This window comes from Geobacter sp. FeAm09, assembly GCF_008330225.1.
Taxonomy (GTDB): domain Bacteria; phylum Desulfobacterota; class Desulfuromonadia; order Geobacterales; family Pseudopelobacteraceae; genus Oryzomonas.
Genome location: NZ_CP042466.1, coordinates 3,922,134 through 3,948,055, shown reverse-complemented (window position 1 = coordinate 3,948,055; position 25,922 = coordinate 3,922,134). Strand labels below are relative to the sequence as shown.

Here is a 25,922-nt window from a genome sequence, read left to right as displayed (position 1 = left end):
TACTTAAAATCTTCCCGGCAAGTGGCACTGCAGACAAACCTTGCTGTTGCTCCTGTCCTTGTAGTTGCCGGCCTTGAAGCCCCTCGGATGGGGACTTACCCCGCCGGAGCTGTGGCATTTCTTGCAGGTGTTGCCATCGGCATGGCAGGTCTGGCAGGCTTGCAGATTCCGGCGCGCCTCGCCGGAATGCTCCATCCCCCACCGAGCCCCCTGCTGGTTGTCGTGGGATTTGAAGCCCAGCGATTTCAGGCCGGTCTGGGGCAGCTTGCTGTGGCAGGCCGTGCAGTATTTCTGGTCATGGCAGCGGTAGCATTGCTGCTGGTTGTCCTGCGCCTTGATCGGGTGCATGCTGATCCAGTCGCTGCGGTGAGTCTTCGGCTTGTAATCGCGCCCCGCATTGCTTTGGGACAGGCTGTCGCCCGTGCCGCCCCCCTGGTGACAGTCGAGGCACCAGGCCTGGTCGTGGCACTGGCTGCAGTTGTTGCCCGCCCTGCTGGCCAGGACCCGGTGGCCCCGCACAAAGTCGGCGTCGTGGTTGGGTGCAATGCCTTCGCCCTTATGGCAGTCGTTGCATTCCTTGATCGCCATCTTGGCGTATTCCGTGTGAGACATCTTCTTGTCGGCGTACGACCGCTGCTGCAGACAAACCAGGCCGAAACCGAGAAGTGCCAGGATTAATACAATTCTCTTCACGTAGGTCCCTCCTTTCTAAAAGTCGTAGTTGAAGACGGCACGACCTTGCCAGTCGCTTTTGTAGCGGGCATTGACGTTGTCTTCAACCCGGACGGACGCGGACATGTTCTTGGCCAGCTTGTATTTGCCGCCCAGCCAGTATTTGCGGGCAGTTTCCTCGCCGGTGACCCGGTCGCGCTCGTACACGTCGAAGTCGATGCCGGCGTTCAACTCCAGCGGCTTGACCGGCGTGAAGGTCAGGTCGGCGGTGCCGCCGTTCAGGTTGCCGCCGTAGCCGTTGCGGTGGTCGTAGTTCAGACGCAACTCGACCTTGTCGATCGGCCGGATGCGGCACCCCACTTCCACGACATCGGCAGCATCGCCGCTGTCGCCGTAGAACTCCTTGTTGTAGCCGGCGTTGACCGACAGCATGTCGTTGATGGTGTAGTCCACCCGGCCTATGAATTCCTGGTAACGGTCCACGGCAAATACCGAGAAAATCGACGTGGAGTCGAAGACCGGATAGCTCTGGTACCATTCACCGGTCAGGACCAGATTGGCAGTGGGGAAGTACTTGATGCCTGCCAGGACTTCGCTGAAGGTCTCGCTCGGGATGTCGAAACGGGTGTTGCCGTAGAGTTTGACCGCGTCGAGCAGGTACCACTTGAGGGCGCCGCCAACCTGGTCGCGGGCAATGCCGTCGTTGTCCAGCTTCATGAAGTAGCTCGCCTCAAGGTCGAAATTCTTGAACCCGGTCAGGTAGGCGGCTGCGCCGAGGGCAAAGTCCCGGGAGCGGGTAGCCTCGCCGTTCAGGTCAAAGAAGACGTTACGCCCCCCCATCACCGAGAAAGCGAACGGGCCGACGTTCTTCAGGTCGATCTTGCCGCCGTCGATCAGGGCCGTACCGGCCGCATAGTTGACGAACTGGCGGCCGAGGCGGATATCGACCTTGTCGAACAGGTTGCTGTAGTCGCCGTACAGGTAATAGAGACGGCCATTGACGCCCTCGCCGGTGCGGATGTCTTCGGTGACACGGCCATAGCCCTGAAATGTCAGCTTGCCTTCCTTGTCGATCTTGGTGATCGACAGGTTGAGATACTCTCCGAATTCGGCCTGTTTGTTGCCGGTGTAGATGTCGTTGAACCAGCCAAACTGGGTCGAGCTTCTGCCGTGGATCTCCGCCGACCAGGCAGCAGTCGATGCCAACACAACCGTTGCACAGGCCAACAGGCAGAAAAATCTTTTACATGTCATCAGAAACCTCCTTTCATGTAATCTCCAACTCAATACAACCAAGCAAGGTCTTGCTTCTCTTCACCACCTTTCTTTCCTCTAAAATCTGGTCAACGGGAACATTGCCAAAACACAACACAGATGCACCGACTTTGCCGTGAAATAGCGGCCAACACCCGCCTTTGGGCATGTGCTCATTACCATCCGGCGCAAAGCGGCAATCGCATAACAGCATGAAATCGAAAACATAAACCACGTCACGGCCGGGCCGGACAACCATCGGGAACTTTGTTGCGCCTCACAAACCTGCCGGCAAGGTTGTTAAATCACGCCTCGCTCCGCGAGATAACCGGATCATGGTGCGACTTATTTCTGGCGCATTGGCCTGCCCCAACGACAGGGAACTACCAAAAAACATACTAATTAGTGGCCGTTACGTCGCGTCATCCGCTTCCAGTGGCGCAAACACAAGGGCTCACGCGTATACGGACCTGTTAATGAATGCACGATACAGGCCAATAGCGTTTGTAACTTGCTGATAAGAATTATGTTTTATAAAAGTGACGAAAAAATAGCAGGATAGGGAGTTGTTGTACGGCAACGGCCGGCAATGATCTGAACCCTCGGGGGCGGCTCTCCGCGATTTGACCAAACCGGCACCGCCAACTGGCCGAAGCCCCCTCCACGCTTCACCGTAGAGGGGGCCAGCGCTGCAAGGGTGGGCCTTCTGTCGTATACAAAAGACATACTAGACATATTGCAAAAGTCAAGCATCGACATTGACAAACAGGCCGCATAGTTATTACTATATTTTGTGCACCAAGGAAAAACCGATCAGCCAAGGAGGTTGGAATAAAGAGTATGCCTGTCTACGAGTATTGTTGTTCCGCTTGCAACCATCAGTTCGAGCTCCGCCAGAAATTTTCCGATCCGCCGGCCAGCGAATGCCCCAAGTGCGGCGGGGCCGTGGAAAAAATGATATCCGCCACCAGTTTCAGCCTGAAAGGGGGCGGCTGGTTCGATCAGGGATACTGCCCAAAGACGGATGCCCCTAAACCGGCGGCCTGTGCGGGCGGCGGCTGTTGCGGGGGGCACTGATTCCCCCCAATCCACTTTGAAAATCCCCCTTTTGGGGGATTTTTTTTGGCCACCACGGGCGCATTCGGGCAACCCTCGAATCTTTCTTTACAAATCCATGGGTTGGCACGTAGTATACACGGGCTTTGACAACCTGGAACGGGCAGGGCTTGCTGCACACGGCCGGATTGTACCGGGCGGGGAGCAGCGGCCAGCCGAATACAGAACAGGTGCCCGTGCGGTTGGTCGTGGGAAGTAATCCCGAGCCGCCTTAGGCTGGGGCCGGGGTGCGGCGACGCGAGGTGCAGCAGGGCCGCATCCAGGGGCCGCAACCATGGCGACGGACGGAAGAGCCGGTACGGACGGCTTACGAACCAAGCGCGCGGGGCATGATCGAGGGGGGCTCACATGAAAGTCAAGAAAGCGGTATTTCCGGTTGCCGGACTCGGCACCAGGTTTCTACCGGCCACCAAGTCCTCACCAAAGGAAATGCTGCCGCTGATCGACAAGCCGCTGGTGCAGTACGTGGTCGAGGAGGCGGTTGCCTCGGGTATCGAGCAGATCCTGTTCGTCACCGGCAGGGGCAAGCGGGCCATTGAGGACCATTTCGACATCTCCATCGAACTGGAATGGCACCTGGAGGAAAAGGGGAAACAGAAGACCCTGAAGGCCATCCGCGAAATCGCGGAAATGCTCGATATCTTTTATGTCCGCCAAAAGAAGGCGCTCGGCCTGGGGCACGCCATCCTCTGCGCCAAGGATTTTGTGGGCAACGAGCCTTTTGCCGTCCTTCTGGGCGACGACATCATCGACAGCGAACGCCCCTGCTTGCGGCAACTGCTGGATGTTTTCGAAGAGCGCGCCGGCTCGGTGCTGGCGCTGGAGAAGGTCCCCATGGAGAACATTTCCTCCTACGGCTGCGTAAAGGCGAACCGGCTCTCCGAGCACGTCTTCCAGGTCGAGGACATGGTGGAGAAGCCCCGGCAGGAGGAAGCGCCTTCGGACATGGCCATCATCGGCCGCTACGTCCTGACGCCGCGGATCTTCAAGATTCTGGAGCAGCAGGAACCGGGGAAGGGGGGGGAGATCCAGCTTACCGACGCCATCCTCAAACTTTCAAAGGAAGAGGCGGTCTACGGCTGTCTTTTCGAGGGATTGCGCCACGACTGCGGCGACAAGCTGGGCTTCCTCAAGGCCACGGTGGACATGGCCCTGAAACGGAGCGAGTTTAAGGTGGAATTCGAGCGCTACCTGCATCAGAGACTGGCACAGTGAGGGACGATGCCGTCCCGGGCCGTTTCCCCGGGGCGGCGGCCGTCTATTTCCGTTCCTTCTGCCAGACGAATTCCGGTTCGAAATAAGGGGCGTAAAAACCGGGGTAGGGGAAAGGAAAGGTAAGTACCTCGCCCACGCCGCTCAACGTCCTGACCAGCGTCATGCCGAGCCCCTTGAGCGGGCCGACGGTGAGCCCCATCCCAACCCCTTCCTCGTGAAAGGTCTGATAGACCTGCTTCGGCAACTCCCACCATCCCAGCGTAGCATTGGCCACCCCGCGGACCATCTTGACGGACATGCCCCCCACCACCTCCTGGGGGGTCGAGGTCTCCACCGTTTTAAACTGGTCCGTAGCCTGGGCCGGCTGCACACAGAGGCTTGCCGCCAGAAGGAGGGCCGTCGCCACCAGAGAACGAAGCTGCCCCATGCTAGTGCGCCTCCTGTTGGGAAGGCTCCTGGCCGCTTTGGGAGGCAATCGCCGACGTATCCCGCTTGGGGTCCCACCCTTCCCACACGTAGGCCGGGTCGATCATGGGATCGTAGTACCCGGGCTGGGGGACGAGGAAGAACACCGCCTCCGCCACGCCGATGAAGCCCCGGTAGAGCGTCATGCCGATCCCCTTGAGCGGGCCGACCACATACCCGGCCTTGCCCATGTCGCGGACGGTCAGCATCGACTGTTTGGGTATTTCGACAATGCTGGTGGCGACGTTGGTGACGCCGCGGGTGAGTTTGACGGCCATCTTTTCGGCGATCATCTCGGGCTGCTGCTCGGCCCGGGCCGTAACCGGCACCGTCAGTACGACGGCCAGCAGCATAACGGAAAGCAGCAGATTCGTCTTCATGGCATCTCCTTTGGTCGGCGATTACTGTTTCTGTAGCCTCTTACCACAAACGACCTCGGCATGCAAGAAGGTTCACAGCTCGAAAAGCGTTGGCTCCTTGGGAAGATACGGATCGAAACGCCGCTTGAGATGGCGCAGCTTATCGACGTAGTAGGGGATGTTGATGTCGGGATGTTCGGGGGCGAAGGCGCTCACGGGGCGGCAGTGCTCGTACGCCGTCGCGTCCCGGGCCGATCCGCCGACATAGTAGCTGACCTGATCGCCGGCCCGGTAAAGGCGCTGCGACGCCAGGGCGATTTCAAAGGCGGCGGCGGGGTTGCGCCGCCCCTTTTCCACCTTCTCCCGGTAGGTTGCCGGCGACTCGTTGAGCGTCTCCGTGCGGGCGACCCATGCCACGTCCAGCTCTTTGGACCGGAGACGGGCCAGGTACTGCTGGTACAACCGCTCCAACTCCGCCGGCGAGCCGGCCAACAGCAGCGTAATGGCGTCGCGCATGAACTCCCGCAGGTAGCGCTCCATGCCGCGGGAACGGAGCCCGCTCCCCCTGATGACGATCCGGCCGTCATACCCCAGGAGGGCGTAATTCTTGGCCTTGTAGGCGAACATGGACCGGTACCTGCCATCCATCTCCACCTCGATCCCCTCGGGAACCCCTTGGGACACCCGGGCCACCAGGGCCGCCTCGTCCGCCTCCGTGGCGCACGACTCCGGCGGCCTGAAGTAGATTCCGTCCGTATCCACCTCCACCGGCACCGCCCCCTCCGCCTTCAGCAGGCCGATCATGTTCCTGATGGTCAGCCGCCCCAGGCGGGTCACCTCGGCGGCGGCCTCGGGGTCGGAAAAGTTGTGCAGCGGGGCACCCAGATAGCCGAAAAACGAATTGATCAGCACCTTGAAGACCTGCTGGAGGGCGTCGTAGTAGTGGCGCTCGCCCGGGGCGGTGCTCTCCCGGGCGGCCCGTTTCGCCTCCAGCCTGAAGCGGCGCAGTTCCGCCAGCATCGGCAGGAAGAGCCCCAGGGTGTCCTTGGCCGGCCCGAGGCGGTAGGTCAGCATCAGGGAGGGGTAAAGGGACGCCACGTCGCAATGGACGATCGGCCCCCACACCCCCTGCGCCGCACTCTCCGTGTATCCCCCTTCGAAGGCGGGCGCCGCGCCGGTGCGCCGGGGCACCGCATGGCCGCGGTGGAGGTATTCCCGCACGAACAGCGCATTGATGCGTGTTGCGTTGCCCCGCAGGGGGCAGTTCTGAAAGGAGTAGGGGAAGATGCGGGTCTGCAGGAACCAGGGGTAGCCCAGCAGGCGGAACAGGTCCAGGGTCTCGCGGACATCGTCCAGGTTGTAGCGGTAGAGCGTCTCCGGGTCGCTGTCGAAGGCGGCGGCGATCCCGCCCCCCGCCAGGTAGACCCGCTCATCCGCCGCGATGCCGAAATGCCGGGCCACCTGTTTCAGCCCGTGGCTCTCCAGGCTGCGGAGCGAGATGTCGTAGAGCTGCACCAGGAAATAGGTGTCGATGATATGGCGGCCGTACACGTCCCACCGGGGATAGTCGATGACCTTTTCCGCCAGGGACCAGCGGGAATTCGCCGTGATGTGGGGTGGGGCGCCGTTGCGCCCCCAGCCGAGGCGGATGCCGTGCAGTTCGGCGCGGGCGGCGATGTACTCCAGATCGAACCGGAAGATGTTATGGCCGATGATGACGTCCGGGTCGCAGCCCCGGATGGCCTCGTTGAGCGCCCGGAGCATGGCCGGCTCGTCGAGCTGGTCCCCGCGCAGCACGGTCTCCGTGCCGTGGGAATCCTTGAGGGCGATGGAAACGATCCGGTCTTCCCGGCGCTTGGGGTTCGAGAACTCGAACCCCTCGGCGCAATAGGTCTCGATGTCCAGCGCCAGGCAGCGCAGGTCGCCGAAGTCCAGCCCCTTGAACAGCGTCGCGCCGGTGGCCAGGAGATACTGGTGGGAAAGGTCGGAGATGAACAGGTAGGGGGCATCGGCGCTGCCGGCCGGCATCCCGGTCTTGGCGGCAAGGAAATCCCGCGCCGTCAGGCAATCGCCCCATGAATCGAACAGGAGCTGGAAACGGTAGAAGTCGTCGCCCGCCAGTTGGCGCACCGAGCAGGGCGCCCGGCAGCCGCTCACCAGGGCCGGGTCGCTGAGCAGGATGAAGGGACGGAACGGCTCGTCGTGAAACTGGACGCCGTGGGCCGTCCGGAAGAAGAGGCGCACAAAGGGGCCGGCCGGCTCGACGGCGATGATGCCGGGCCGGCTGTCATGGCCGAACAGCAGCGGATTCTGTCCCATATCGCTCATCTGCATGGCGCAACCCTCTGTGGTTGTTGTCGTCGCCGTCCTCGAAAGCCCTTTCGTGCGGCGTAACGCCCCTCATCCTATCCTTCTCCCAAGGGGAGAAGGGATACCGTTACCCTCTCCCTCTGGGAGAGGGTGGCCAAAGGCCGGGTGAGGGCCTCCTCTGGTCTTGTCTCGCGGGTGCGACTGACTATTTTTGAACAACCTGCTCGTAGCCGTGGTTACTGGCGGCTGAACAAAAAAGGCGCAGCAATTCCTGCCGCGCCTTTCCGCGTAATCAATAGTTTCTCATCCGGTATTTCCGGATGGAAACTATTTGGCGTGCTTGGCAAGGTAGCTGGCAACCCCTTCCTCGGTCGGCTTCATGGCTTCCTCGCCTTCCTGCCAGTTGGCCGGGCAGACCTGGTCGCCGTGGGTTTCGACGAACTGGAGGGCGTCCACCATGCGCAGCGCTTCGGCCACATTGCGCCCCAAGGGCAGGTCGTTGATGACGGCGTGGCGGATGACGCCCTTGGTATCGATGAGAAAGAGGCCGCGCAGGGCGACGGATTCATTGAACAGGATGCCGTATTCCCGGGCGATGTTCTTGTTCAGGTCGGACACCAGCGGATACTGGATCTGGCCGATACCGCCGTCCTCGACCGGGGTGTTTTTCCAGGCCAGATGGGTGAATTTGGAATCGATGGAAACCCCGATCACCTCGGTATTGCGCTTCTTGAATTCATCCAGCTTCTTGTTGAAGGCCAGGATCTCGGACGGGCAGACAAAGGTAAAGTCCAGCGGGTAGAAAAACAGGACGACATTCTTCCCCTTGAAGCCGGAAAGGGTAAGCTGACCGAAAGTATTGTCCGGCAGGACTGCATCCGCAGTGAAATCGGGGGCCTGTTGGGTGACGAGGGTCGCGATGGACATGGGATTCTCTCCTTTTTGTAGATAGTTGCATCGAATGCACTAAACTAATACCAGCCAATCCCGCACCTGTCAAGAGGATAAAAATAGTCTTTTAGTCTTTTTCGTTTCGGGGAGGGTCGTGAACTGGTTCTATCCGGGTGCCGCTGGAAACTGTGCGGCAAAAAATGTTCTTGACTCTTTGCAGCGGGGGATATAGTTTAATATTAAACCATTTGACAACCAAGCACCCACCACAGTCCGCCACAGGGGGGCAGCGAAGATGATCACCATACGAAAATCACACGACCGCGGGCATGCCGACCACGGCTGGCTGAACAGCCAGCATACCTTCTCCTTCGCCGACTACTACGACCAGCGGCACATGGGGTTCAGGGCGCTGCGGGTCATCAACGAAGACCGGGTCCAACCGGGGAAAGGTTTCCCCACTCACCCGCACCGGGACATGGAGATCATCTCCTACGTCCTGGAAGGGGCGCTGGAGCATCGGGACAGCATGGGCAACGGCTCGGTCATCCGCCCCGGCGACGTGCAGCGCATGAGTGCCGGCACCGGCATAACCCACAGCGAATACAACCATTCCCCAACGGAACAGGTTCATTTCCTCCAGATATGGATTCTGCCCTCACGGGAGGGTGTGGCGCCGGGGTATGAGCAGAAGACTTTTCCCGAGCGGGAAGAGCGTGGCGTCCTCAGGCTGGTTGCTTCTCCCGATGGCCGGGCCGGGTCGGTCATGATCCATCAGGATGTGAATCTGTATGCGACGGCGCTGGTGCCGGGCGAAGAGCTTGTTCACCCCATTCCCGCCGGCCGGCATGCCTGGCTCCAGGTTGCCCGCGGCCCGGTTCTCGTGAATGGCCTGGCGCTGGAGCAGGGTGACGGCGCTGCCGTAAGCGGTGAGGAGCAGGTGCTGATAACAGGACGGGAAAAGGCGGAACTGCTGCTCTTCGACCTGGCCTGATGCAGAAAAACCATACAACACGAATCGAGAAAAAGGAGACGTTTTATGCAGAGTTCATTTTGGGATGCCGTGAAGACAAGAAGGTCCTGCTACACCATCAGCAAAGAACCGGTCACCTCCGACGAACGGATCGCGGAGATTGTGGGGGAGGCGGTAAAGCACGTGCCGTCGTCGTTCAATTCCCAAAGCTCCCGGGTGGTTATCCTCCTGGGTGAGCAGCATGACCGGTTGTGGGATCTGACCAAGGACGAATTGCGCAAGATCGTGCCGACGGAGGCCTTCAAAACGACCGAAGGCAAGATCGACGGGGCGTTTCGCAGCGGCTACGGTTCGATCCTCTATTTCGAAGACACCGGCATCGTCGAGGGGTTGCAGCAGAAGTTCCCTTTATACAAGGACAATTTCCCCGTCTGGTCCAGCCAGTCGTCGGGCATGCTGCAGTTTGCCATCTGGACGGCCCTGGAAATAGAAGGGTTCGGCGCCACGCTGCAGCATTACAATCCGGTTATCGACGAGGCGGTAAAGACCGCCTGGAACATCCCGGCAACGTGGAAGCTGATGGCCCAGATGCCTTTCGGCAAACCGGTCTCCCAACCCGATGAAAAAGCGTTCCAGCCGTGCGCGGATCGGATAAAACTCTTCAAATAACCGCTGCCCGTTTTCTGCAGCGACCACAAAGAAAGGAGCATGATGCCATGACTGAAGACACGGCCTGCAGCAGCTGCGAGGAGCACCAGGGGCACCTCTGCGAATTGGAAAGCCAACAGGAGTGGGATATCATCCGCCAGGTCACCGACCGCCCCGCCGTGAGGTGCGAAAATTGCGGCAATGTGGCAAATTCCGCCAAAAACGTTTGCATGCCTGGCGATTTGGAGTAATAGTCATCAACGCTTGTTTCCTGGCCCCGGTGCAGCGTCGCACGGCAGGGCCCGCGTAACGGCGCGGCAAAAATCGACTGAAATGAAAAGGAGAAGGTAATGAAGAAGTTTGTCTGCACCATCTGCGGTTATGTCCACGAGGGAGACGCCCCCCCGGCCGAGTGCCCCCAATGCAAGGCGCCGGCCGAGAAATTCGCCCTGAAGGACGACCGTGATCTCAGTTGGGCCGATGAACACCGGATCGGTGTCGCACAAGGGGTTGATCAGGAGGTCATCGAAGGGCTCAGAAGCAACTTCATGGGAGAATGTACCGAAGTCGGCATGTATCTGGCCATGAGCCGCCAGGCCGACCGGGAGGGCTACCCCGAAGTGGCTGAAGCCTATAAGCGGATCGCTTTCGAGGAGGCCGAGCATGCCGCCAAGTTTGCCGAGCTGCTGGGTGAGGTCGTCAAGGCCGATACCAAGGCAAACCTCACCGTGCGCATCGAAGCGGAAAACGGGGCCTGCAAAGGCAAGAAGGATCTGGCGACCAAGGCCAAGCAGCTCAACTATGACGCCATCCACGACACCGTTCACGAGATGTGCAAGGACGAGGCCCGCCACGGGCAGGTCTTTGCCGGACTGTTGAAACGTTACTTCTGATCCGATCAGGGAAAAGCGCTGGGCACTGTCCGGGTGAAAGGGAGTAACCCGGACAGTACCCAGGCCGACATGCCCCGCGGTTTTCTGCCCCGCCCGCCGCCTTCACAGGCGGCTCCCCCGGTTTTCCCCACCGCCTTAGCCGCCGCAAAGACCCCTTGAACGGCCCCACAGTGAAGCCTTGCCAACCTTTGGCGCATTCCCCCCGCGCCGAGCACCCCCCTCCCACCCTTTTCCCGCTTGACTTATTCAAATACATATTTTAAATTAAAAATTGAAATAACAATTTGTTTCAATGGGGCGCCATGTCACGGAAAAAGTCACATACCACCAGGGAAAAGATACTGTCGGCGGCGTGCGACGTGTTTGTGGAGAAAGGGTTCCGGGATGCCACGGTGGCGGAGATCTGCAAACGGGCCGGCGCCAACATCTCCGCCGTGAACTATTACTTCGGCAGCAAAGAGGCCCTGTACCAGGAGACGTGGCACCACTCTTTCGCCGAATCAATGAAGGCCCACCCCCAAGACGGCGGGGTGAGCGCAGACGCCCCCGCCGAAGAGCGCCTGCGTGGCCATCTGAAAGCTCTCGTCGAGCGGATCGCCGACGAGAGCACCCGGGACTTCTTCATCTCCCAGATGGAGGTCGCCAACCCGACCGGGCTCTTGGAGGAGGTCATGAGACTTGAGTTCGACCCGCTGCGTGACAAGACCCTGGCTGTTGTGCGCGAACTGCTCGGGCCTGACGCTACGGAACGACACGTTGATTTTTGCGAGACCGGCATCATCAGCATGTGCATCTACCCCATGATGATGCGCAGGGTTCGGCTCCGGCACGGAGCGACGGCCATCGGCCCGCCCGTCGCCTTTGTTGACGACCTTGGGGCATTTGCCGACCATGTGGTGGCGTTCGCCCTGGCCGGCATTGCCGCCCTCCGCAGACAGCTCTGAAGACCGGCAACCGCCGGGCGGTTGCCGCCACAGACACTCCAACGGGGGGGGGCAGCATCCGCTGCCCCCTTTCCGATACGACGCAACGAGGACCCGCCATCATGCAGGAAAACTCTCTCCAGCTCGCCGAACTAGAGCCCCTTGAACACAGGACGGCCGTCAACATCAACAAAATCACCCTGATCCTGGGTATGCTCTTTGTCTTTGCCCCGCTTTCCACCGACATGTACCTGTCCAGCTTTCCGAGCATAGCGGCAAGCCTGGGCTGCGGCGTGGAGCAGGTACAGTACAGCCTTTCCGCGTTTGTCCTCGGCCTGGCGGTGGGCCAGTTGTTCTACGGCCCGCTGATCGACCGGTTCGGCAGGCGGCTTCCGCTCCTGGCGGGGGTCGCCATATTCACCGTCACCTCCCTGCTGACGGTCTGGGCGCCGGACATTGCCACCTTTACCGGCCTGCGCTTCCTGCAGGCCGTGGGAGGCTGCGCCGGCATGATTGTCAGCCGGGCCGTGATCACGGATCTCTTCGATGAGCAGCAGGCGGCCCAGGCATTATCGGCGGTGATGCTCGTGCAGGGGGCGGGCCCCATAGCGGCGCCGATCATTGGCGGCTACATCCACCTGATCGGCGGCTGGCCGGCCGTGTTCGTGTCCCTGACGCTCTTCGGTGCGGCCTGCTTCATCCTTGCGGCGCGGGGACTGCCGGAGACCCTGCCGGTGCATGACCGCCAGAGACAGGGGGCCGGCCACGTGCTCAAGGCCTTCGGCAACCTGATGCGCCGGCGGGAGTTCATGGTCCCGGCCCTTGCCAGCAGCCTGGTTCTGGCCTCCATGTTCGCCTTTATCAGCGGGTCGCCTTTCGTTTTCATGGGTCTGCACGGTGTGAGCCAGCAGCAATACGGGTGGCTGTTCGGCGTCAACACCGTGGGCATGGTTGCCGCCAGCCAGCTCAACAGGTTGCTGCTGCGGCGGTTTTCACCCCGGACCATCTTCATCAGGGCCCTGCTGGTGCATGTCGTCGCGGCGGCGCTGTTGCTCGCCCTGGCCACGACCACCCATCTGGCGCTGCTGATGCTGCCGCTCTTCTTTTGCCTTGCCACGATCCCGGTAATCGGCGCCAATGCCGTCGCCGCGGCCATGGCCCAAAGCGGCCGCCATGCCGGCAGCGCCTCATCCCTTGTGGGCGTTCTGCAATTCGGCCTGGCAAGTCTCGTCAGTGCCCTGGTGAGCATGCTGCATAACGGCACGGCCTACCCCATGGCCGCCATGATCCTGGCGTGCGGGCTGCTGGCCGGGGGCGTCCTGCTTATGGGTCGATTGCAGAGCCACCGACAATGAGCACGGTGCATTCCCACGGGAAGCGGGGCACTGCCCAGGGCAAAAAAAGAGGCCCCTGTTTCGGGGCCCCGTGCTCCACTCTCCAAAATGTCCCGGTCAACAGCCGCGCTATCCCTCGGGCACCGGTTTCACCGGCGTGACGAACCGTTCCATGACCCAGCCGCGCTCGCCGTTCGTCAACTCCACATAGTACCAGTCCGGCACCTTGCCGAGCACGTTCAAGACCGTTCCCCGGCCGACCTCCGTCAGGATATCCTGCTCCAGGCTCGGGCCACTGCGCACATTCAACAACTCGCTCTGCACCACGACCCGCTGGCCGGATTGACCGGCGCTCGGTGCGGGGGCGCCCACCGCCGCCGGCGGTTCCACCACCACATACCCCTCCGGGGCCTGCCGGTAGTAGATGCCGTTCAGCTCGTAGTAGGTGAGTCCACCCACCACCAGCGCGGCAAAGCCCAGGGGAAGCGTGGGGACGACCAGGCCGAACGGCGGCGCCACCAGGAAGAACCCGTCAGCCCCCCGGCGATAATAGCGGCCCCGGGTGTAATAGAACGAATCCCTGCCGTACCCTATAACCCGGTGTTCCCGGGGCAGTTCCCGGAAACGCGGACCGGACCAGTATGCGGGTGGCGGCGACCGCCATGCCCACGCGTCCCCGAACGTCACAAGCGACGTCCCGAGGAGCGCCAGGCCCGCCGCCAGGGGGTACCATCCCCGTTTCTTGAACATTGTCATAGCCATGACCTCCTGTTTTTACCTTGTGGTACGTCGCACCGCCCCGTTCGCGGAACTCCGTACAAGACGCTAACCATCGGCGGGCGTCGGCCGCACGGGTGATCCGGGCAGAATCCGGGGGGATTCGCCCGGCGTGAGCGGCAGCAGCAGGGTCTGCTGGAGCCCGCTGCTCCGAAAGCGGATCTGCAGCCGCAGCGCCTTGGCGCTTTGGGCCTCCCCCGGGAAGAAGATGAAGCCGCTGGTCAGTGAACCGGCCGGGATGGCCTTGCCTTCTATCACCTTTTCCCGGACATCGCCGGCAATCCGCGACCGCTCTTCCCGATCGTCGGCTTTCGCTGCCCCGCCGATGACGGCGCCGCCAGCTGCGCCCAGGACGCCGCCCGTCAGCGCCGCGCCGCCCGCCCCATGGCCCGAGACGACCCCCAGGGCCAAACCGAGGATAGAGCCGGCCGCAGCGCCGTACATGGCCCCCTTGCCGGCGCCGCTGCCGATGGCGCCTCCGGCGGTCGCCGCATCGACACGGCTTGCGGCCTCGCCCGGTGCCAGAACCTTCCAGTAACGGTTGCCCCCGTCAATGAGGAAGGTTTGCGCCGCCATGACTTCAACCCCCTGGCCGCTCTGGTTGTCCAGCACCAGCTGGACCGGGAGGAGGCCGGCGCTTCTGACATCGAAGCCAAAAGCATCCTCCGCCCTGACGGGATCGGCAAAGGCCTCGGCCCCGACCCGCACGCCGTTCACCTCCAGGGAGGCGGCGTTGTCCTGGGGGGCGAGAAAGGGGACGGACCTGCTTTGATACGCGACGCATCCCGTAAGATGGGCGGCAATAACCATGGCACTCAGGATTCTCTTCATCGTTCGGCTCTCCAGAAAGCAAAAAGCAGCCGGACCGCGCGGCCCGGCCTTGTGGACCGATCTTTGGGCGCCTATCCCCCAGCGGCGATAGGCGCCCCCTCTCCGGTTACTTATCCTTGGCTTCAGTGTGTTTCTGCTGCAGCGCCTTCAACTTGGCAAGCTGGTCCGGCGTCAGGATGGCCCGGAACTTGGCGCCGACCTTGGCCTTGTTGATATTCAGGTCCGCCTGGATGCCGGCAATCTTGGCGGTTTGGGCACGGATGGCCGCTTCGTCTATGCTGTCGGCATGGAGCAGCGTCTCCAGGTTTTTACGCTCGGCCCTGAGATTGGCGACTATCGGCTTCACCACCTCCCTGTTCCCCTGGAAGATCGCCTTGGCCTGGGCCTTCTGGGCGTCGGTCAGGCCGAGCTTGCCGAAGAGTTTACCCACGTGCTTGTGGTGTTGCCGGCCGCAGCCGCCGTCTTCCCACCCGCCGTCGTGCGCCTGGGCAATGCCGGCGAAGGCCGTTGCTGCCGTGATGCACAGCATCGCGGCAATTCTTTTGATACCGTTGTGAGAATTTCCCATGGTTTTGCACCTCCGGTAAATAGTGACATCTACCTTCTAGACATCACTGCCCCCGAAAAGGTTACTCTACCCTGAAAAAACCCTGCGCATCAGGGTGGATGGGGATGGGGAAAGGCCGCGGCGGCACCGCTTCGGTCGGGGAAGCCGCGCCGTCATCGTGCGATGGTGGTGTGGGGTTGGACGGTCTAGCGGGCGGTGCGGTAATGGCGTTCGATCTCTTCGGCCAAGTGCGCCAGGGTGGAACTGGCAGGCTCGATATCGACCTTGAGCCCCAGGCTCCGGCAGGCCTTGGAGGTAATGGCCCCGATGCTGGCCACCGACACCCCTTTCAGCATGTTCACCAGCAGGTCGCTGCCCAGCATGTCGGCCAGGTTGTGGACCGTGGAGGAGGAGGTGAACGTGATGCAGTCCACGGTGCGCTTTTCAAGGGAAAAGAGCGCTTCGGGCGGCAACCGGTCGGGCATCACGTTGCGGTAGGCCACCGGGCTGTCCACCTGGGCCCCCAGGCGCTTCAGCTCGCAGGGGATGACCTCCCGGGCCTTGTCGGCACGGGGGAAAAGCACCCGGGCGCCGTCCATCGCCAGCTTGGCGAACTCGGCCACCACCCCTTCCGCCTTGTAATCCGAGGGCACCATGTCGGGGCAGATGCCACAGGCGCGTATCGCTTCGGCCGTCTTCGGCCCCACCGCGCAGACCCGGCAGTTTCCCACCGCCCTGGCATCCAGGCCAAGGGCGGCGAGGCGCTGGAAGAAGCGGCGCGCACCATTGACCGAGGTCAGCACCAGCCAGTCGTAGCTGCCCATGGTACGGATGGCGGCATCCAGCGGTTCCCAGGATTCCGGGTCCACCAGCTTGATGGTGGGGCACTCCATGACCAGCGCCCCGCGGTCAGCCAGCATGGCGGCAAATTCTCCCGCCTGGTCGGCGGCCCGCGTCACCAGGACCTTGCGGCCGAAGAGCGGGCGGTTGTCGAACCAGCGCAACCGGTCCCTGAGGGCAACCACCTCCCCCACGATGGTCACGGCCGGCGGCTTGAAGCCGGCAGCCTCGGCCCGGTCGGCGATGTCGCCCAGGGTGCCGGTCAGGACCTGCTGGGTCGGCGCCGTCCCCCAGCGCACCAGCGCCACCGGCGTCTGCGGGCTGCGGCCGTGCCGCAGCAAACGCTCCATGTTGCTCCGCAGGGTGGTGATCCCCATGTAAAAGACCACCGTGCCGTTGCCCAGGGAGAGGCGGTCCCAGTCGATGGCCGACTCGCTCTTGTCTTTTCCCTCGTGGCCGGTGACGAAGGCCACCGAGGCGGTGAAATTGCGGTGGGTCAGGGGGATGCCGCTATAGGCCGCCGCACCCACGGCGGCGGTAACCCCCGGCACGACCTGGAAGGGGATCCCGGCGTCGCTCAGCGCCTCGCACTCCTCGCCGCCCCGCCCGAACACGAAGGGGTCCCCCCCTTGAGCCGGACCACGGCCTTCCCCTCGCGCCCCTTTGCCACCAGGAGGCGGTTGATCTCCTCCTGGTCCTGGTTGTGGCGGCCGCCGATCTTGCCGGCATAGATCAGTTCCGCATCCGCCGGCGCATGGGCCAGCAGCTGCTCGTTGGCCAGGTAGTCGTAGACCACCACCTGGGCCCGTTGCAGGCACTCCACCCCCTTGAGCGTGATCAGCCCCGGGTCGCCGGGACCGGCGCCGACGAGATAAATCATCCCGGTATGGCGGCTCGGGTCGCTCATGGATGGGACGGGGAGGCGATCTCCCGCTGGTAGACCTCTTCGAGGATGGCCTTGCCCCCCTCGCCGAGGAGGTGGTCGGCCAGTTGGATGCCCAGCTTCTCGCATTCCGCCATCGGGCCGCTGACCTCGCCCCGTACGGAGCGCTGGCCGTCCACCGCGGCGATGAAGCCGACCAGGCGCAAGGTCCCGCCGGAGACGGTGCCGTGGGCCGCGATGGGCACCTGGCACCCCCCCTCGCAGCGCTTCAAAAGGGCGCGTTCGGCCCGTACCGCATAGCTGGTGTCCGGGTGGTTGAAGAAATCGATGGTCTCCGTGATTACGGCGTCGTCCAGGCGGCACTCGATCCCCAGCGCCCCCTGGCCGATGGCCGGGATGGAGAGGTCCGTATCCAGGTATTCGGCGACCTTTTCGGTGAAACCGAGCCGCTTCAGGCCGGCCGCGGCCAGGATGACGGCGTCCAGATTGTCGTCCTCCAGCTTGCGGATGCGGGTCTCCACGTTGCCGCGGATAATTACCATCTGCAGGTCGGGGCGCACCTTCAAAAGTTGGGCCTGGCGGCGCAGGGCGCTGGTGCCGATGCGAGCTCCCTGGGGCAGCTCGCTGAACGTGACATTGCGGGATATGACGGCGTCGCGCGGGTCTTCCCGCTCGGTGATGCAGTGCAGTCCCAGCCCTTCCGGGAACTCGGTCGGGACATCCTTCATGCTGTGCACGGCGATGTCGATCTCCCCCCGCAGCATCGCCTCTTCGATCTCCTTGACGAACAGCCCTTTGCCGCCGACCTGGGCCAGGGGCACGTCGAGGATCTTGTCGCCGATGGTCTTGATCTTGGTCAGGGTGACCTCCATGCCGGGATAGCGTTTCTCCAGCTCGGACTTGACCCAGTTTGCCTGCCAGAGGGCCAGTTGACTGGCGCGGGTGCCGATGCGTAACTGTTTGGGGGGCATAATCTGTCTCCATTCACGGGGAAATTCAAACATTCAATGCTTTTCAAAAATCGACATCTGCCACAGAGACGCGGAGACACAGAGGTTCACAGAGAAAGGCAAAGCGGTTTTCGGGAAAAACGGGAATTCTCTCTTTTTGTCTGCCCTGCTCTTTTGGTTTTCTCTGTGTCTCCGTGTCTCTGTGGCAGATTTATGCCGTTTAGCTTTCGGGCCTTACACGATGACCGGCAGCCGCTCCGTCAGCCTGATCTCCTCCGGCGTCACCAGGGCCCGGTAGGCCAGGGCCTCCACGCCGTTGTCCAGGGCCAGCCTGAGCAAGCGCCCGTATTCCGGGTCGATGGCGTCGGCCGGGGAGACCGAGTGGCCGTCCCCGCGCTGGACCGTGAAGAAGATCACGCCCCGGTCCCCCTCCGCGACGACCCGCATCAACTCCCGCAGGTGTTTCTGGCCGCGGGTGGTGACGGCATCCGGGAACAGGGCTCGGCCGTCTTCCACCAGGGTGACGTTCTTGACCTCCACAAAGCAGCGCCCCTTTACCCCTTCCAGGAGCAGGTCGATACGGCTGTGCTCGCCGTAGGGCACCTCGGGGCGGATCGACCCGTACCCCTGCACCTCGGCCACCGTACCGTCTTCGATCGCCTCCCGCGTCAAACGGTTGGGCAGGGCGGTGTTGATGCCGGCCCAGAAGCCGTCCGCCTCCACCAGTTCCCAGGTGAAGGGGAATTTGCGCCCCGCGTTGGCGCTGCGGGAGAGGTACACCCGGCTGCCGGGAACGGCGCATCCCTTCATGCTGCCCGAATTGGGGCAGTGGGCGGTGACGACCGTGCCGTCCTCCAGTGCCACATCCGCCAGAAAGCGTTTGTAACGTTTGACCAGGCGGCCCGGAATCAGCGGCGGCAATCTCACGGCGCGACGCGGCGACTACGCTTCAAGTTCCAGCTCTTCGTGGTCTTCGTGGGCGGCTTCAAGCTCGAAGAGCTGCCGCAGGCCATCCACGTACAGATCGACGCGCCCCCCCTGGCCGGCCTTTTTCAGCACCGTGGTGGGGGTGTGGAGCAGTTTGTTCATCATGGCCATGGTCAGGGCCTCCAGCCGCTTCTCGGCGTCCGGGGGGAGGTCCTTCCAGCCGGCCAGGGTTTTTTCCAGCTCCGCCCTGCGGATCTCGTCGAAGTGGTTGCGCAGGGCGACGATGGTGGGGGTGACCTCCAGGGACGAAAGCCACTTGAAGAACTGGCCGATCTCCTGGTTGACGATCTCCTCGGCCTTCTCCGCCTCCAGGCTCCGCTGGGCCAGATTGGCCTGGACGATCTCCTGCAGGTTGTCCACCGTGAAGAGGTAGGCGTTCTCCAGGTCGTCCACCTTGGGGTCGATGTCCCGGGGCACGGCGATGTCGATGAAGAACATGGGCTTGAACTTGCGCCGTTTGACCACCTCCACCACGTCCTTGGGGCCGATGATGACATGGGGCGCGCCGGTGGAGGAGAGGACGATGTCGGCCCGATGGAGGTGCTGGAACAACTCCTCGAAGGGCACCGCCTCGCCGCCGAACTCCTCGGCCAGGCGCTCGGCCCGCTCGAAGGTGCGGTTGGCCACCATCACGCCCCGGGCGCCGCTGTTCAGGAAGTGCTTGGCGGCCAGTTCGCACATCTCGCCGGCGCCGATCAGCATCACGGTCTTGTCGGACAGGTTGCCCAGGATCTTCTTGGCCAGCTCCACCGCGGCAAAGGCCACGGAAACCGCCGAGGAGGCGATCTTGGTCTCGGTGCGCACCCGTTTGGCGACGGAGAAGGCCTTGTGGAGGAAACGGTTCAGGATGATGCCGGAGGATTTGTACTCGGCGGCGTAGCCGTAGGAGGTCTTGATCTGGCCCAGGATCTGGGGCTCCCCCACGACCATGGAATCCAGGCTTGACGCGACCCGGAAGACGTGGCGGATGGCCGCCTCGGAATGGTAGCTGTAGAGGTGGGGCTCGAGGGCTTCAAAGGGGAGATGGTGGTATTCCGCCATGAAACGCTTGATCCGGGCGATGCCCCCCGCGATGTCGCGGGTCGTGGCGTAGATCTCCACCCGGTTGCAGGTGGAGACGATCACCCCTTCGACGATCTCGTCGAGCGACACCAGGTCACGGAGCGGTTTCTCGATCAGGTTGGGCGAAAAAGCAACCTTTTCCCGTATTTCAACGGTTGCGGTCTTATGGGAGAGACCAACGACGATAATGTTCATTCAGCACGCATTCCTTACAGCATGTGATAACTGCTGAAACGATGAGCCAATCCTATTTGTAGCTGTGAAGGCCGGGCAGCCACATGTTCACCCCGACAAAGGTAAACAGCATGATCAGGAATCCGGCGATGGAGAGCAGGGCGGCGCGCTTGCCGCGCCAGCCGGTGGTCATGCGGCCGTGCAGGAGGGCGGCGTAGATGAACCAGGTGATCAGCGACCACGTCTCCTTGGGGTCCCAGCTCCAGTAGGTGCCCCAGGCCTTTTCGGCCCAGATGGCGCCCGAGATGATCGCAACCGTCAAAAGCGGAAACCCGACCGTCAGGCAGCGGTAGTTGATGTCGTCCAGGGTGTCGAGGGAGGGAAGCTTCTGGAACAGGGCGCCGAACTTCTTTTTCTTGAGAAAATGCTGCTGGATCAGGTAGATCACGGCAGCGGCGAAAGCGATGGTGAAGGTCGCATAGCTGACGAAGGCCATGATGGTATGCACCCACAGCCAGCCGCTCTTGAGGGCCGGGTTGAGCTCCTTGATCACCGACGGGAACGCGCTGGAGGCGATGATCATGAGCAGCGCCAGGGGGATGACGAACGAGCCCAGGATGGCGATCTTGTACTTGCGCACGAACAGGAGGAACGCCCCCACGATGACCAGGCTGAAGAAGGAGAGGGATTCGTGCATGTTGGTGATCGGCAGGTAGCCGGCCGAATTGAAGCGGTGGATGGTGGAGAGGAAATGGGTCACGAAGCCGGCGGCGACCATCCGGCTCGCCCAGGTCGCCATGCCCTGCGTGGTGCGCAGCAGATAGGCCAGGTAGAGCGCGGTGGCCAAACCGTACAACGCCAGGGTGCAAGAGAAGAAAATTTGGCTCATGAAATGTCCTTGGGTGCGGAAAGCTCGGCGATCAGGCGTCTCGCCTTCGTGCGTAACAGCTCTTTATTGTATGTGGTGCCGTTCCCTTCCGTCAATAGCTTTTCTCGGTCGGCGGCCAGTTGCTCCACAAGGTCTGCGTAATCATTGCCGATCACGTCGGCGATAGCGTCGCGCACCTCGGCGGCGAGGGCCGGGCAGCGCCCTCCCGTGGCAACGGCGATCTCCAGCCCGCCCCGCCGCAGGAGCGCGGGGAAGTGGCAATCCCCAACTTCCGGCTGGTCGGCGACGGAGACCAGGAGGCCTCTCTCTCCGGCCTCTGCCGCCACCCTGCGGTTCACGGCGGGGTCATCGGTCGCCGCCACCACCAGGGCAACGCCGTCCAGGTCCGCGGTCTCATAGCCGCCGATCCGTATCGTCACGGCGCCGGGCGCTTCCTGCTCCCGTATCGCGGGGAGCACTGCCGGGGCAACGACCCGGACCCTGGCCCCCGCCTCGCGCAGGGTCCGCAGCTTGCGGGCGGCCACTCTCCCGCCCCCCACGAGCAGGGCGGTCCGCTTCCCCATATCTATGTTAAGGGCCAGGTATGGCATCGTTCTCTTCCGCACCAGGTCTCCGGCCGCCCCGGCTTCTTGAGCCGGAAAGGCGGAGGGACCGGCTGAAATCTGCTATTTTGGTCGAAGAATTGACAACATACAACCTTTGGCGCCGTAATTCAACAAATGGGATACCTACCGAGTTTATTCTTGATTTTTTCCCCGGCTGGTATATGATTTTTTAGATATGAACTCACCAAAAGGAGATGCTTTTTATGTCCAGTGAAAAAGTTCTTGCATTCACCGATGCAAATTTTGAGCGCGAGGTAATCCAGTCCGATATTCCGGTGCTCGTTGATTTCTGGGCCACGTGGTGCGCCCCCTGCAAGGCCATCTCCCCGCTTGTGGACGCGGTTGCCGACGAATATGCCGGCAAGGTCAAGGTCGGCAAGGTCAATGTGGACGAAAACCAGGCAACGCCCGGCAAATACGGCGTGCGCGGCATCCCCACCATCATCCTGTTCAAGGGTGGGGCCGTCATCGACCAGATCGTGGGGGCGGTGCCCAAATCCCAGTTGGACGCCCTGATCGCCAAGGCGCTCTGACAACCATGACGAAACGTATCGGACCTGTCCGACGGCTTGTCCTGGGCCTTCTCATGACCGGGCTCATGGCCCTGGCGCCGGCCCAGCTCCTGGCCCTGCCCAAGGCGGGGCAGCCGGCCCCCGCGTTCAAGGTGGTCACCACGTCGGGCCAGCCGGTGACCCAGGAAAACTACCGTGGTTATGTGCTGGTGCTGGATTTCTTCGCCACGTGGTGCGAGCCCTGCCGCATGTCCATCCCCCACCTGGTGAAGATGAACCAGAAATACGGAAAGCAGGGGCTGCAGGTGCTGGGCCTGAGCGCCGATGAGGATGGGGAGCGGGTCGTCAAATCGTTTGCCGCGGAACACCGCATCAACTATCCCGTCGCCCTGGCGGGAGACCCGGTGACGGAAGGGTTCGGCGTCCGGTCGGTTCCGGTCATGATCGTCATCGACAAGCGGGGCAGGGTTGCCGAGGTGTTCCGGGGATTTTCCGACGAGATCGCCGGCTCCATGGAGACCCTGGTCAAAAAACTGCTGGCTGAAAAATAGGCCGCTCGTCGCCCCCGTCATCCGGGGCGTAGAAGACCTTCATCAGACAGAGTCCACAGGCCGGCGCCGTAACGCCGGCCTTTTTTCTATCCCGGTTCTGCAGCAGCCAGGCGACGTGGTCCGGCGCAAAACGCCCCCTGCCGATATCGACCAGCGTCCCCACCATGACCCGCACCATGTTTTTCAGGAATCCCTCTCCCACCACGTCGATGAACAGAAACCCGTCCTCCCGGCGCATGGCGACGGAGTCGATCCTCCGCACCGTCGTCTTGGCGGCGCAGTTGGAGGCTCGGAACGCCGCGAAATCGTGCCGCCCCTCGAAGGCGGGCAGGGCTTCGCCCATGGCCTCAAGGTCGAGCGGGTCCTTGACGTGCCAGGCGTGGAAACGGTGTAGCGGCGAGCGCACCGGCGAGAGGAGAATGGTGTAGCGGTAATGCTTGGCCAGGGCATCGCCGATCGGCTTGAAACCGCGGGGGGCCTCGCTGGCGTCGATGATGGCGATGTCCGCCGGCAGAAACCTGTTGGTTCCCTCCACGAACGCGCGCAGCGGCAGGTCGCGGTGCGTGGTAAAGGCCGCCGCCATGCCGCGGGCGTGCACGCCGGCGTCGGTCCGCCCCGACGAGCGGAGCCGCACCGCTTCGCCCAGCAGGCGCTCCAGGGCCTCCTCGACGACCTGTTGTACCGCCAGGCCGTTGGGCTGGATCTGCCAACCGGCATAGTTGGTGCCATCGTACTCTATGGTCAGCTTGACGGTTCGCATCCGTCAGGCGCCGGCCGGCGCGGGGGACCGGTCGGCAAGCGCCCCCAGTTCGGCCTCGTCGAAACGGTACCGTTGCCGGCAGAACTCGCAGGTGATGTCGGCGCCATGCTCCTTCTCCCCCATCTCCCTGAGTTCATCCGGTCCCAGGGTCAGCAGGGCGCGTTCGACCTTTGCCCTGCTGCAGCCGCAGCGGAAGAACACCTCGCGCGTCTCCAGCAGGTTGTAGGCCGCGCCGCCGAACAGCCGCTCCACGATCGCTTCAGGCCCACCCTCCTGCAAAAGCGCCGGGAGCGCCGGCAGTTCCGTAATCCGCCGCATCATCCCATCGATCTCCGCGCTGTCCGCCTTGGGCAGGGCCTGCACCAGAAAACCGCCGCACAACACCACGGCGCCCCCTTCATCCAGCGAAGCGCTCAGGCCGACAGCCGAGGGGACCTGCTCCGAGTCGGTCAGGTAGTAGGCCAGATCGTCGCCGATCTCGCTGGTGCGCAGCTGCACCATGCCGTGGTACGGCTCCCCCCCCAACCCCAGATCCTTTGAGACCGTGAGAAAGCCGGCATTCCCCAGCACCCCCGGGACATTCCATTTTCCGTTGCGCGGTTCGGCCTCGGCGCCGGGGTCGCCAACGCATCCCCGCACCGCGCCATCCGCTTCCGCCTCGATGATCATCTTGCGCATGGGGCCGTTGCCCTCGAATTTGAGCGCCACCCTCTGGCCCGGCTTGAGTTGGGCTCCAAGCAATGCGCCACCCGCCAGGCCGCGGCCCAGGGCCACGCTTACCGTGGCTGACGCCTGCTGCAACGAGCATATCTCACGGGCAAGCCCGCTGACGCTGCCGGCCAGTACGCGTATCCCGCCGGACGCGCTCATGGCGCGGACGATCCTATCGGTCATGATATCTTTCTCCTTCTCCTTTTCAACCTTTCCCAAGGGTACAAGTTCCCGGCGGTGACGGCAACCATATTTCTCAGCCACGGTACCGGGATGAAAAAATCCCCCTGCCCGGCACCAGTTCCGGCACAGGGGCCACTGTTCCAGCCGGCATCCCCTGCGGACACGCCACGTAATCGCCCAAAACCGGCGACAATATTTTAACGTGCTGATAGTACAGTTGAAATATATGCCGCCATCCTGTAGAAGGATAAGCATCACCGCCAGCGTCCGTGAAACCATCCCGGGAGTCCACCATGGGGCTTTTTGAAAAGATCGAGCTTGAGCCGATAGAGCCGGAAGAACCGGGAGACGCCCCCCAGCCGTCCCGGCCGCGGCCCGGGGCGACGCTCACCGTCGCCTACCAGCCGGGAAAAAAGGCGGTACTCCTCCTCTACCCCCTGTTCGCGGGGCTCGTTCTCCAATCCCTTCTCTCCAGCGGTTTTTTTGCCTTTGAGGCCCTGGCGGCCGCGGCGGTTGCCATCGGCGTCTGGTATCTGGGCGATTGCCTCATGACCCGCGACTTCACCTTCTCCCCCGACAGGGTCGTCAAGCGGGGCTTCATCGGCCAAACCGTTCTGCCGGCCGATGGGCTGGTCATGACCGTCACCGAGCAGACCATCCGGCTTTCCCGCGGGACCGACAGGAACATCCGCGAAGCGGTGACGATCCGCCGCTATTTCATAACCCCCGATGAAAGCGCCGGCATACAGGCATATGCCAAGGGCGCCTATCACGTCGGCGCCAACCGGAAAAAGGCGGGCAACGCCGGGGGGAACCAGGGGCCGAGCGGGCTGGCCCTGGTCGAGTATCAACGATCGGTTTCGACCTACCGGACCACGGCCGTGTTTTTCGCCGTCTACGCCCTGATCGCGATCTTTACCGCCGGGCTCTCGGAAAGATTTTTCGGCCTGGCGCCGGCCCTCTCCGCCGATCTTGCCCGGCTCGCCTGCATCGGCCTGGCCATTGCCGGTTTCCTCCTGCTGCGGCGGCTGGCGACGCCTATCGCCCAGGGGGGGCCCGCCCAGGGAACCCCCGTGACGGTACGGCTGCAAAGGGCGGACCGGCGCGCCTTCCTCTCCGCCCTGACGGCAAACGGCATGGCGGGCCTCGGGGTCCTCCTCTTCCTCCTGTTCGGCAACATGCTCGATTTCTATCTCTTCATCATCGTGGGCATCCTCTCCTTCTTCGATTATTACCCGCGCCTGTCCACCTGGGAGCGGATCGTCCGCGGCGAAGGCGCAGCGGCACCCGCCCCGGGGGAGGTGGCCGTATCGCCCCGGCGGTCGCTTCAGGTCTCCCTCGTGCTCATGGGCACCCTTTCGGTGTTAAGCTACGGGGAAACCAACCGCTACCTCTATGCCAACCGTCAGGATTGCCGGGAGGATTGGGGGGACAAGGATTGCCAGGAGGCCCCGGCCGGGAGCGGCCATTACGCTGGCGGGCGCTACTATGGCCCGAGGTACGGAAGCGCCGGCGGCCGGGCCACCCGCTCCGTGGGGGTGGGCACCATCAGCCGCGGCGGGTTCGGCTCCCTCGGGAGCTTCCACGCCTCGTTCGGAGGGTAGGGG

28 protein-coding genes and 1 pseudogene are annotated in these 25,922 nt (G+C 62.7%); 11 read left to right on the top strand and 18 right to left on the bottom strand.

What is annotated here, in order from left to right:
* Nucleotides 1-3 precede the first annotated feature (3 nt).
* Genes FO488_RS18550 through FO488_RS19725 form a run of 3 tightly spaced genes read right to left on the bottom strand, consistent with a single transcriptional unit; the run spans nucleotide 4 to nucleotide 2,161 of the window.
* Nucleotides 4-693, bottom strand: a complete 690-nt coding sequence (locus tag FO488_RS18550) for a cytochrome C (RefSeq protein ID WP_149211925.1) — start codon at nucleotides 691-693, stop codon at nucleotides 4-6.
* Nucleotides 694-708: 15 nt separating this feature from the next.
* Nucleotides 709-1,926 (bottom strand): hypothetical protein, encoded by a 1,218-nt coding sequence (locus tag FO488_RS18545; RefSeq protein WP_149211924.1) that lies wholly within the window; start codon nucleotides 1,924-1,926, stop codon nucleotides 709-711.
* Between the two features lie 13 nt (nucleotides 1,927-1,939).
* Nucleotides 1,940-2,161, bottom strand: coding sequence for a hypothetical protein (locus tag FO488_RS19725; protein ID WP_149211923.1), 222 nt, complete (start codon nucleotides 2,159-2,161; stop codon nucleotides 1,940-1,942).
* Nucleotides 2,162-2,766: 605 nt separating this feature from the next.
* Between FO488_RS19725 and FO488_RS18535 the strand changes: the two genes are divergently transcribed.
* Together FO488_RS18535 and galU are read left to right on the top strand one after the other, a co-directional pair.
* A complete protein-coding gene (locus FO488_RS18535; RefSeq protein WP_149211922.1) occupies nucleotides 2,767-3,003 on the top strand; it encodes an FmdB family zinc ribbon protein in 237 nt (78 codons plus the stop codon).
* 387 nt (nucleotides 3,004-3,390) lie between these two features.
* Nucleotides 3,391-4,257 (top strand): UTP--glucose-1-phosphate uridylyltransferase GalU, encoded by an 867-nt coding sequence (gene galU / locus FO488_RS18530; RefSeq protein ID WP_149211921.1) that lies wholly within the window; start codon nucleotides 3,391-3,393, stop codon nucleotides 4,255-4,257.
* 43 nt (nucleotides 4,258-4,300) lie between these two features.
* On the opposite strand, the gene FO488_RS18525 is transcribed toward galU, so the two are convergent.
* The 4 genes from FO488_RS18525 to FO488_RS18510 form a co-directional block, all read right to left on the bottom strand.
* Nucleotides 4,301-4,684: an exosortase system-associated protein, TIGR04073 family gene (locus FO488_RS18525; RefSeq protein WP_149211920.1), complete on the bottom strand. Its 384-nt coding sequence runs from the start codon at nucleotides 4,682-4,684 to the stop codon at nucleotides 4,301-4,303.
* A gap of 1 nt (nucleotide 4,685) precedes the next feature.
* Nucleotides 4,686-5,102 carry an exosortase system-associated protein, TIGR04073 family gene (locus FO488_RS18520; protein WP_149211919.1) on the bottom strand — a complete coding sequence of 139 codons (417 nt, stop codon included), beginning with the start codon at nucleotides 5,100-5,102 and terminating at the stop codon, nucleotides 4,686-4,688.
* 72 nt (nucleotides 5,103-5,174) lie between these two features.
* Nucleotides 5,175-7,415 (bottom strand): DNA polymerase domain-containing protein, encoded by a 2,241-nt coding sequence (locus FO488_RS18515; protein ID WP_240732049.1) that lies wholly within the window; start codon nucleotides 7,413-7,415, stop codon nucleotides 5,175-5,177.
* Nucleotides 7,416-7,718: 303 nt separating this feature from the next.
* Nucleotides 7,719-8,318 (bottom strand): peroxiredoxin, encoded by a 600-nt coding sequence (locus FO488_RS18510; protein ID WP_149211918.1) that lies wholly within the window; start codon nucleotides 8,316-8,318, stop codon nucleotides 7,719-7,721.
* 259 nt (nucleotides 8,319-8,577) lie between these two features.
* Between FO488_RS18510 and FO488_RS18505 the strand changes: the two genes are divergently transcribed.
* The 6 genes from FO488_RS18505 (at nucleotide 8,578) to FO488_RS18480 (ending at nucleotide 13,074) form a co-directional block, all read left to right on the top strand.
* The gene (locus FO488_RS18505; protein WP_149211917.1) at nucleotides 8,578-9,276 is read left to right on the top strand and encodes a pirin family protein; all 699 of its coding nucleotides are present in this window, start codon (nucleotides 8,578-8,580) and stop codon (nucleotides 9,274-9,276) included.
* A gap of 45 nt (nucleotides 9,277-9,321) precedes the next feature.
* Complete coding sequence (locus tag FO488_RS18500) at nucleotides 9,322-9,924, top strand: nitroreductase family protein (protein ID WP_149211916.1); 603 nt, start codon at nucleotides 9,322-9,324, stop codon at nucleotides 9,922-9,924.
* Nucleotides 9,925-9,971: 47 nt separating this feature from the next.
* Complete coding sequence (locus FO488_RS18495; protein ID WP_149211915.1) at nucleotides 9,972-10,154, top strand: hypothetical protein; 183 nt, start codon at nucleotides 9,972-9,974, stop codon at nucleotides 10,152-10,154.
* Between the two features lie 99 nt (nucleotides 10,155-10,253).
* The gene (locus tag FO488_RS18490) at nucleotides 10,254-10,796 is read left to right on the top strand and encodes an NADH peroxidase (RefSeq protein WP_149211914.1); all 543 of its coding nucleotides are present in this window, start codon (nucleotides 10,254-10,256) and stop codon (nucleotides 10,794-10,796) included.
* Between the two features lie 302 nt (nucleotides 10,797-11,098).
* Nucleotides 11,099-11,740, top strand: coding sequence for a CerR family C-terminal domain-containing protein (locus FO488_RS18485; RefSeq protein ID WP_149211913.1), 642 nt, complete (start codon nucleotides 11,099-11,101; stop codon nucleotides 11,738-11,740).
* A gap of 101 nt (nucleotides 11,741-11,841) precedes the next feature.
* A complete protein-coding gene (locus FO488_RS18480; RefSeq protein ID WP_149211912.1) occupies nucleotides 11,842-13,074 on the top strand; it encodes a multidrug effflux MFS transporter in 1,233 nt (410 codons plus the stop codon).
* A gap of 108 nt (nucleotides 13,075-13,182) precedes the next feature.
* On the opposite strand, the gene FO488_RS18475 is transcribed toward FO488_RS18480, so the two are convergent.
* The 9 genes and pseudogenes from FO488_RS18475 to FO488_RS18435 all read right to left on the bottom strand — a co-directional run bounded on the left by FO488_RS18475 (nucleotide 13,183) and on the right by FO488_RS18435 (nucleotide 21,556).
* Nucleotides 13,183-13,809, bottom strand: coding sequence for an SH3 domain-containing protein (locus FO488_RS18475; RefSeq protein WP_149211911.1), 627 nt, complete (start codon nucleotides 13,807-13,809; stop codon nucleotides 13,183-13,185).
* Between the two features lie 69 nt (nucleotides 13,810-13,878).
* Nucleotides 13,879-14,661 (bottom strand): glycine zipper family protein, encoded by a 783-nt coding sequence (locus FO488_RS18470; RefSeq protein WP_205743308.1) that lies wholly within the window; start codon nucleotides 14,659-14,661, stop codon nucleotides 13,879-13,881.
* A 106-nt stretch (nucleotides 14,662-14,767) separates the two neighbouring features.
* Nucleotides 14,768-15,229 carry a Spy/CpxP family protein refolding chaperone gene (locus FO488_RS18465; protein ID WP_149211910.1) on the bottom strand — a complete coding sequence of 154 codons (462 nt, stop codon included), beginning with the start codon at nucleotides 15,227-15,229 and terminating at the stop codon, nucleotides 14,768-14,770.
* Nucleotides 15,230-15,414: 185 nt separating this feature from the next.
* Nucleotides 15,415-16,955: pseudogene (gene cobA / locus FO488_RS18460) on the bottom strand (uroporphyrinogen-III C-methyltransferase).
* Nucleotides 16,952-17,902 (bottom strand): hydroxymethylbilane synthase, encoded by a 951-nt coding sequence (gene hemC, locus FO488_RS18455; RefSeq protein WP_149211909.1) that lies wholly within the window; start codon nucleotides 17,900-17,902, stop codon nucleotides 16,952-16,954. Before hemC ends, cobA begins: the two are co-directional and overlap by 4 nt.
* A gap of 213 nt (nucleotides 17,903-18,115) precedes the next feature.
* On the bottom strand, nucleotides 18,116-18,808 hold the full coding sequence (sfsA, locus tag FO488_RS18450) for a DNA/RNA nuclease SfsA (protein WP_149211908.1): 693 nt from the start codon (nucleotides 18,806-18,808) through the stop codon (nucleotides 18,116-18,118).
* Between the two features lie 15 nt (nucleotides 18,809-18,823).
* Nucleotides 18,824-20,125, bottom strand: coding sequence for a glutamyl-tRNA reductase (gene hemA / locus FO488_RS18445; RefSeq protein ID WP_149211907.1), 1,302 nt, complete (start codon nucleotides 20,123-20,125; stop codon nucleotides 18,824-18,826).
* 52 nt (nucleotides 20,126-20,177) lie between these two features.
* Nucleotides 20,178-20,993: a c-type cytochrome biogenesis protein CcsB gene (gene ccsB, locus FO488_RS18440; RefSeq protein ID WP_149211906.1), complete on the bottom strand. Its 816-nt coding sequence runs from the start codon at nucleotides 20,991-20,993 to the stop codon at nucleotides 20,178-20,180.
* Nucleotides 20,990-21,556, bottom strand: coding sequence for a bifunctional precorrin-2 dehydrogenase/sirohydrochlorin ferrochelatase (locus FO488_RS18435; protein ID WP_205743307.1), 567 nt, complete (start codon nucleotides 21,554-21,556; stop codon nucleotides 20,990-20,992). The genes ccsB and FO488_RS18435 overlap by 4 nt, the downstream gene beginning before the upstream one ends.
* Before the next feature lie 245 nt (nucleotides 21,557-21,801).
* On the opposite strand from FO488_RS18435, the gene trxA reads away from it, so the two are divergent.
* Together trxA and FO488_RS18425 are read left to right on the top strand one after the other, a co-directional pair.
* Nucleotides 21,802-22,131 carry a thioredoxin gene (gene trxA / locus FO488_RS18430; RefSeq protein WP_149211904.1) on the top strand — a complete coding sequence of 110 codons (330 nt, stop codon included), beginning with the start codon at nucleotides 21,802-21,804 and terminating at the stop codon, nucleotides 22,129-22,131.
* A 5-nt stretch (nucleotides 22,132-22,136) separates the two neighbouring features.
* The gene (locus FO488_RS18425) at nucleotides 22,137-22,661 is read left to right on the top strand and encodes a TlpA disulfide reductase family protein (RefSeq protein WP_149211903.1); all 525 of its coding nucleotides are present in this window, start codon (nucleotides 22,137-22,139) and stop codon (nucleotides 22,659-22,661) included.
* Here FO488_RS18425 and truA read toward each other — a convergent pair.
* Nucleotides 22,636-23,421 (bottom strand): tRNA pseudouridine(38-40) synthase TruA, encoded by a 786-nt coding sequence (truA, locus tag FO488_RS18420; RefSeq protein ID WP_149211902.1) that lies wholly within the window; start codon nucleotides 23,419-23,421, stop codon nucleotides 22,636-22,638. The two genes, FO488_RS18425 and truA, sit on opposite strands and share 26 nt — an antisense overlap.
* 3 nt (nucleotides 23,422-23,424) lie before the next feature.
* Nucleotides 23,425-24,315: an Hsp33 family molecular chaperone HslO gene (gene hslO, locus FO488_RS18415; RefSeq protein WP_149211901.1), complete on the bottom strand. Its 891-nt coding sequence runs from the start codon at nucleotides 24,313-24,315 to the stop codon at nucleotides 23,425-23,427.
* 293 nt (nucleotides 24,316-24,608) lie between these two features.
* Here hslO and FO488_RS18410 point away from each other — a divergent pair, with 293 nt between their 5' ends.
* Nucleotides 24,609-25,919, top strand: coding sequence for a DUF1190 domain-containing protein (locus FO488_RS18410; RefSeq protein ID WP_149211900.1), 1,311 nt, complete (start codon nucleotides 24,609-24,611; stop codon nucleotides 25,917-25,919).
* The last annotated feature ends 3 nt before the right edge of the window (nucleotides 25,920-25,922 follow it).

Excerpts from the sequence above, each read along its gene's own strand:
- FO488_RS18545 (WP_149211924.1), bottom strand. The coding sequence starts at position 1,926 with ATGACATGTAAAAGATTTTTCTGCCTGTTGGCCTGTGCAACGGTTGTG.
- FO488_RS18535 (WP_149211922.1), top strand. The coding sequence starts at position 2,767 with ATGCCTGTCTACGAGTATTGTTGTTCCGCTTGCAACCATCAGTTCGAG.
- galU (WP_149211921.1), top strand. The coding sequence starts at position 3,391 with ATGAAAGTCAAGAAAGCGGTATTTCCGGTTGCCGGACTCGGCACCAGG.
- FO488_RS18525 (WP_149211920.1), bottom strand. The coding sequence starts at position 4,684 with ATGGGGCAGCTTCGTTCTCTGGTGGCGACGGCCCTCCTTCTGGCGGCA.
- FO488_RS18520 (WP_149211919.1), bottom strand. The coding sequence starts at position 5,102 with ATGAAGACGAATCTGCTGCTTTCCGTTATGCTGCTGGCCGTCGTACTG.
- FO488_RS18515 (WP_240732049.1), bottom strand. The coding sequence starts at position 7,415 with ATGCAGATGAGCGATATGGGACAGAATCCGCTGCTGTTCGGCCATGAC.
- FO488_RS18510 (WP_149211918.1), bottom strand. The coding sequence starts at position 8,318 with ATGTCCATCGCGACCCTCGTCACCCAACAGGCCCCCGATTTCACTGCG.
- FO488_RS18505 (WP_149211917.1), top strand. The coding sequence starts at position 8,578 with ATGATCACCATACGAAAATCACACGACCGCGGGCATGCCGACCACGGC.
- FO488_RS18500 (WP_149211916.1), top strand. The coding sequence starts at position 9,322 with ATGCAGAGTTCATTTTGGGATGCCGTGAAGACAAGAAGGTCCTGCTAC.
- FO488_RS18495 (WP_149211915.1), top strand. The coding sequence starts at position 9,972 with ATGACTGAAGACACGGCCTGCAGCAGCTGCGAGGAGCACCAGGGGCAC.
- FO488_RS18490 (WP_149211914.1), top strand. The coding sequence starts at position 10,254 with ATGAAGAAGTTTGTCTGCACCATCTGCGGTTATGTCCACGAGGGAGAC.
- FO488_RS18485 (WP_149211913.1), top strand. The coding sequence starts at position 11,099 with ATGTCACGGAAAAAGTCACATACCACCAGGGAAAAGATACTGTCGGCG.
- FO488_RS18480 (WP_149211912.1), top strand. The coding sequence starts at position 11,842 with ATGCAGGAAAACTCTCTCCAGCTCGCCGAACTAGAGCCCCTTGAACAC.
- FO488_RS18475 (WP_149211911.1), bottom strand. The coding sequence starts at position 13,809 with ATGACAATGTTCAAGAAACGGGGATGGTACCCCCTGGCGGCGGGCCTG.
- FO488_RS18470 (WP_205743308.1), bottom strand. The coding sequence starts at position 14,661 with ATGAAGAGAATCCTGAGTGCCATGGTTATTGCCGCCCATCTTACGGGA.
- FO488_RS18465 (WP_149211910.1), bottom strand. The coding sequence starts at position 15,229 with ATGGGAAATTCTCACAACGGTATCAAAAGAATTGCCGCGATGCTGTGC.
- hemC (WP_149211909.1), bottom strand. The coding sequence starts at position 17,902 with ATGCCCCCCAAACAGTTACGCATCGGCACCCGCGCCAGTCAACTGGCC.
- hemA (WP_149211907.1), bottom strand. The coding sequence starts at position 20,125 with ATGAACATTATCGTCGTTGGTCTCTCCCATAAGACCGCAACCGTTGAA.
- ccsB (WP_149211906.1), bottom strand. The coding sequence starts at position 20,993 with ATGAGCCAAATTTTCTTCTCTTGCACCCTGGCGTTGTACGGTTTGGCC.
- FO488_RS18435 (WP_205743307.1), bottom strand. The coding sequence starts at position 21,556 with ATGGGGAAGCGGACCGCCCTGCTCGTGGGGGGCGGGAGAGTGGCCGCC.
- trxA (WP_149211904.1), top strand. The coding sequence starts at position 21,802 with ATGTCCAGTGAAAAAGTTCTTGCATTCACCGATGCAAATTTTGAGCGC.
- FO488_RS18425 (WP_149211903.1), top strand. The coding sequence starts at position 22,137 with ATGACGAAACGTATCGGACCTGTCCGACGGCTTGTCCTGGGCCTTCTC.
- truA (WP_149211902.1), bottom strand. The coding sequence starts at position 23,421 with ATGCGAACCGTCAAGCTGACCATAGAGTACGATGGCACCAACTATGCC.
- hslO (WP_149211901.1), bottom strand. The coding sequence starts at position 24,315 with ATGACCGATAGGATCGTCCGCGCCATGAGCGCGTCCGGCGGGATACGC.
- FO488_RS18410 (WP_149211900.1), top strand. The coding sequence starts at position 24,609 with ATGGGGCTTTTTGAAAAGATCGAGCTTGAGCCGATAGAGCCGGAAGAA.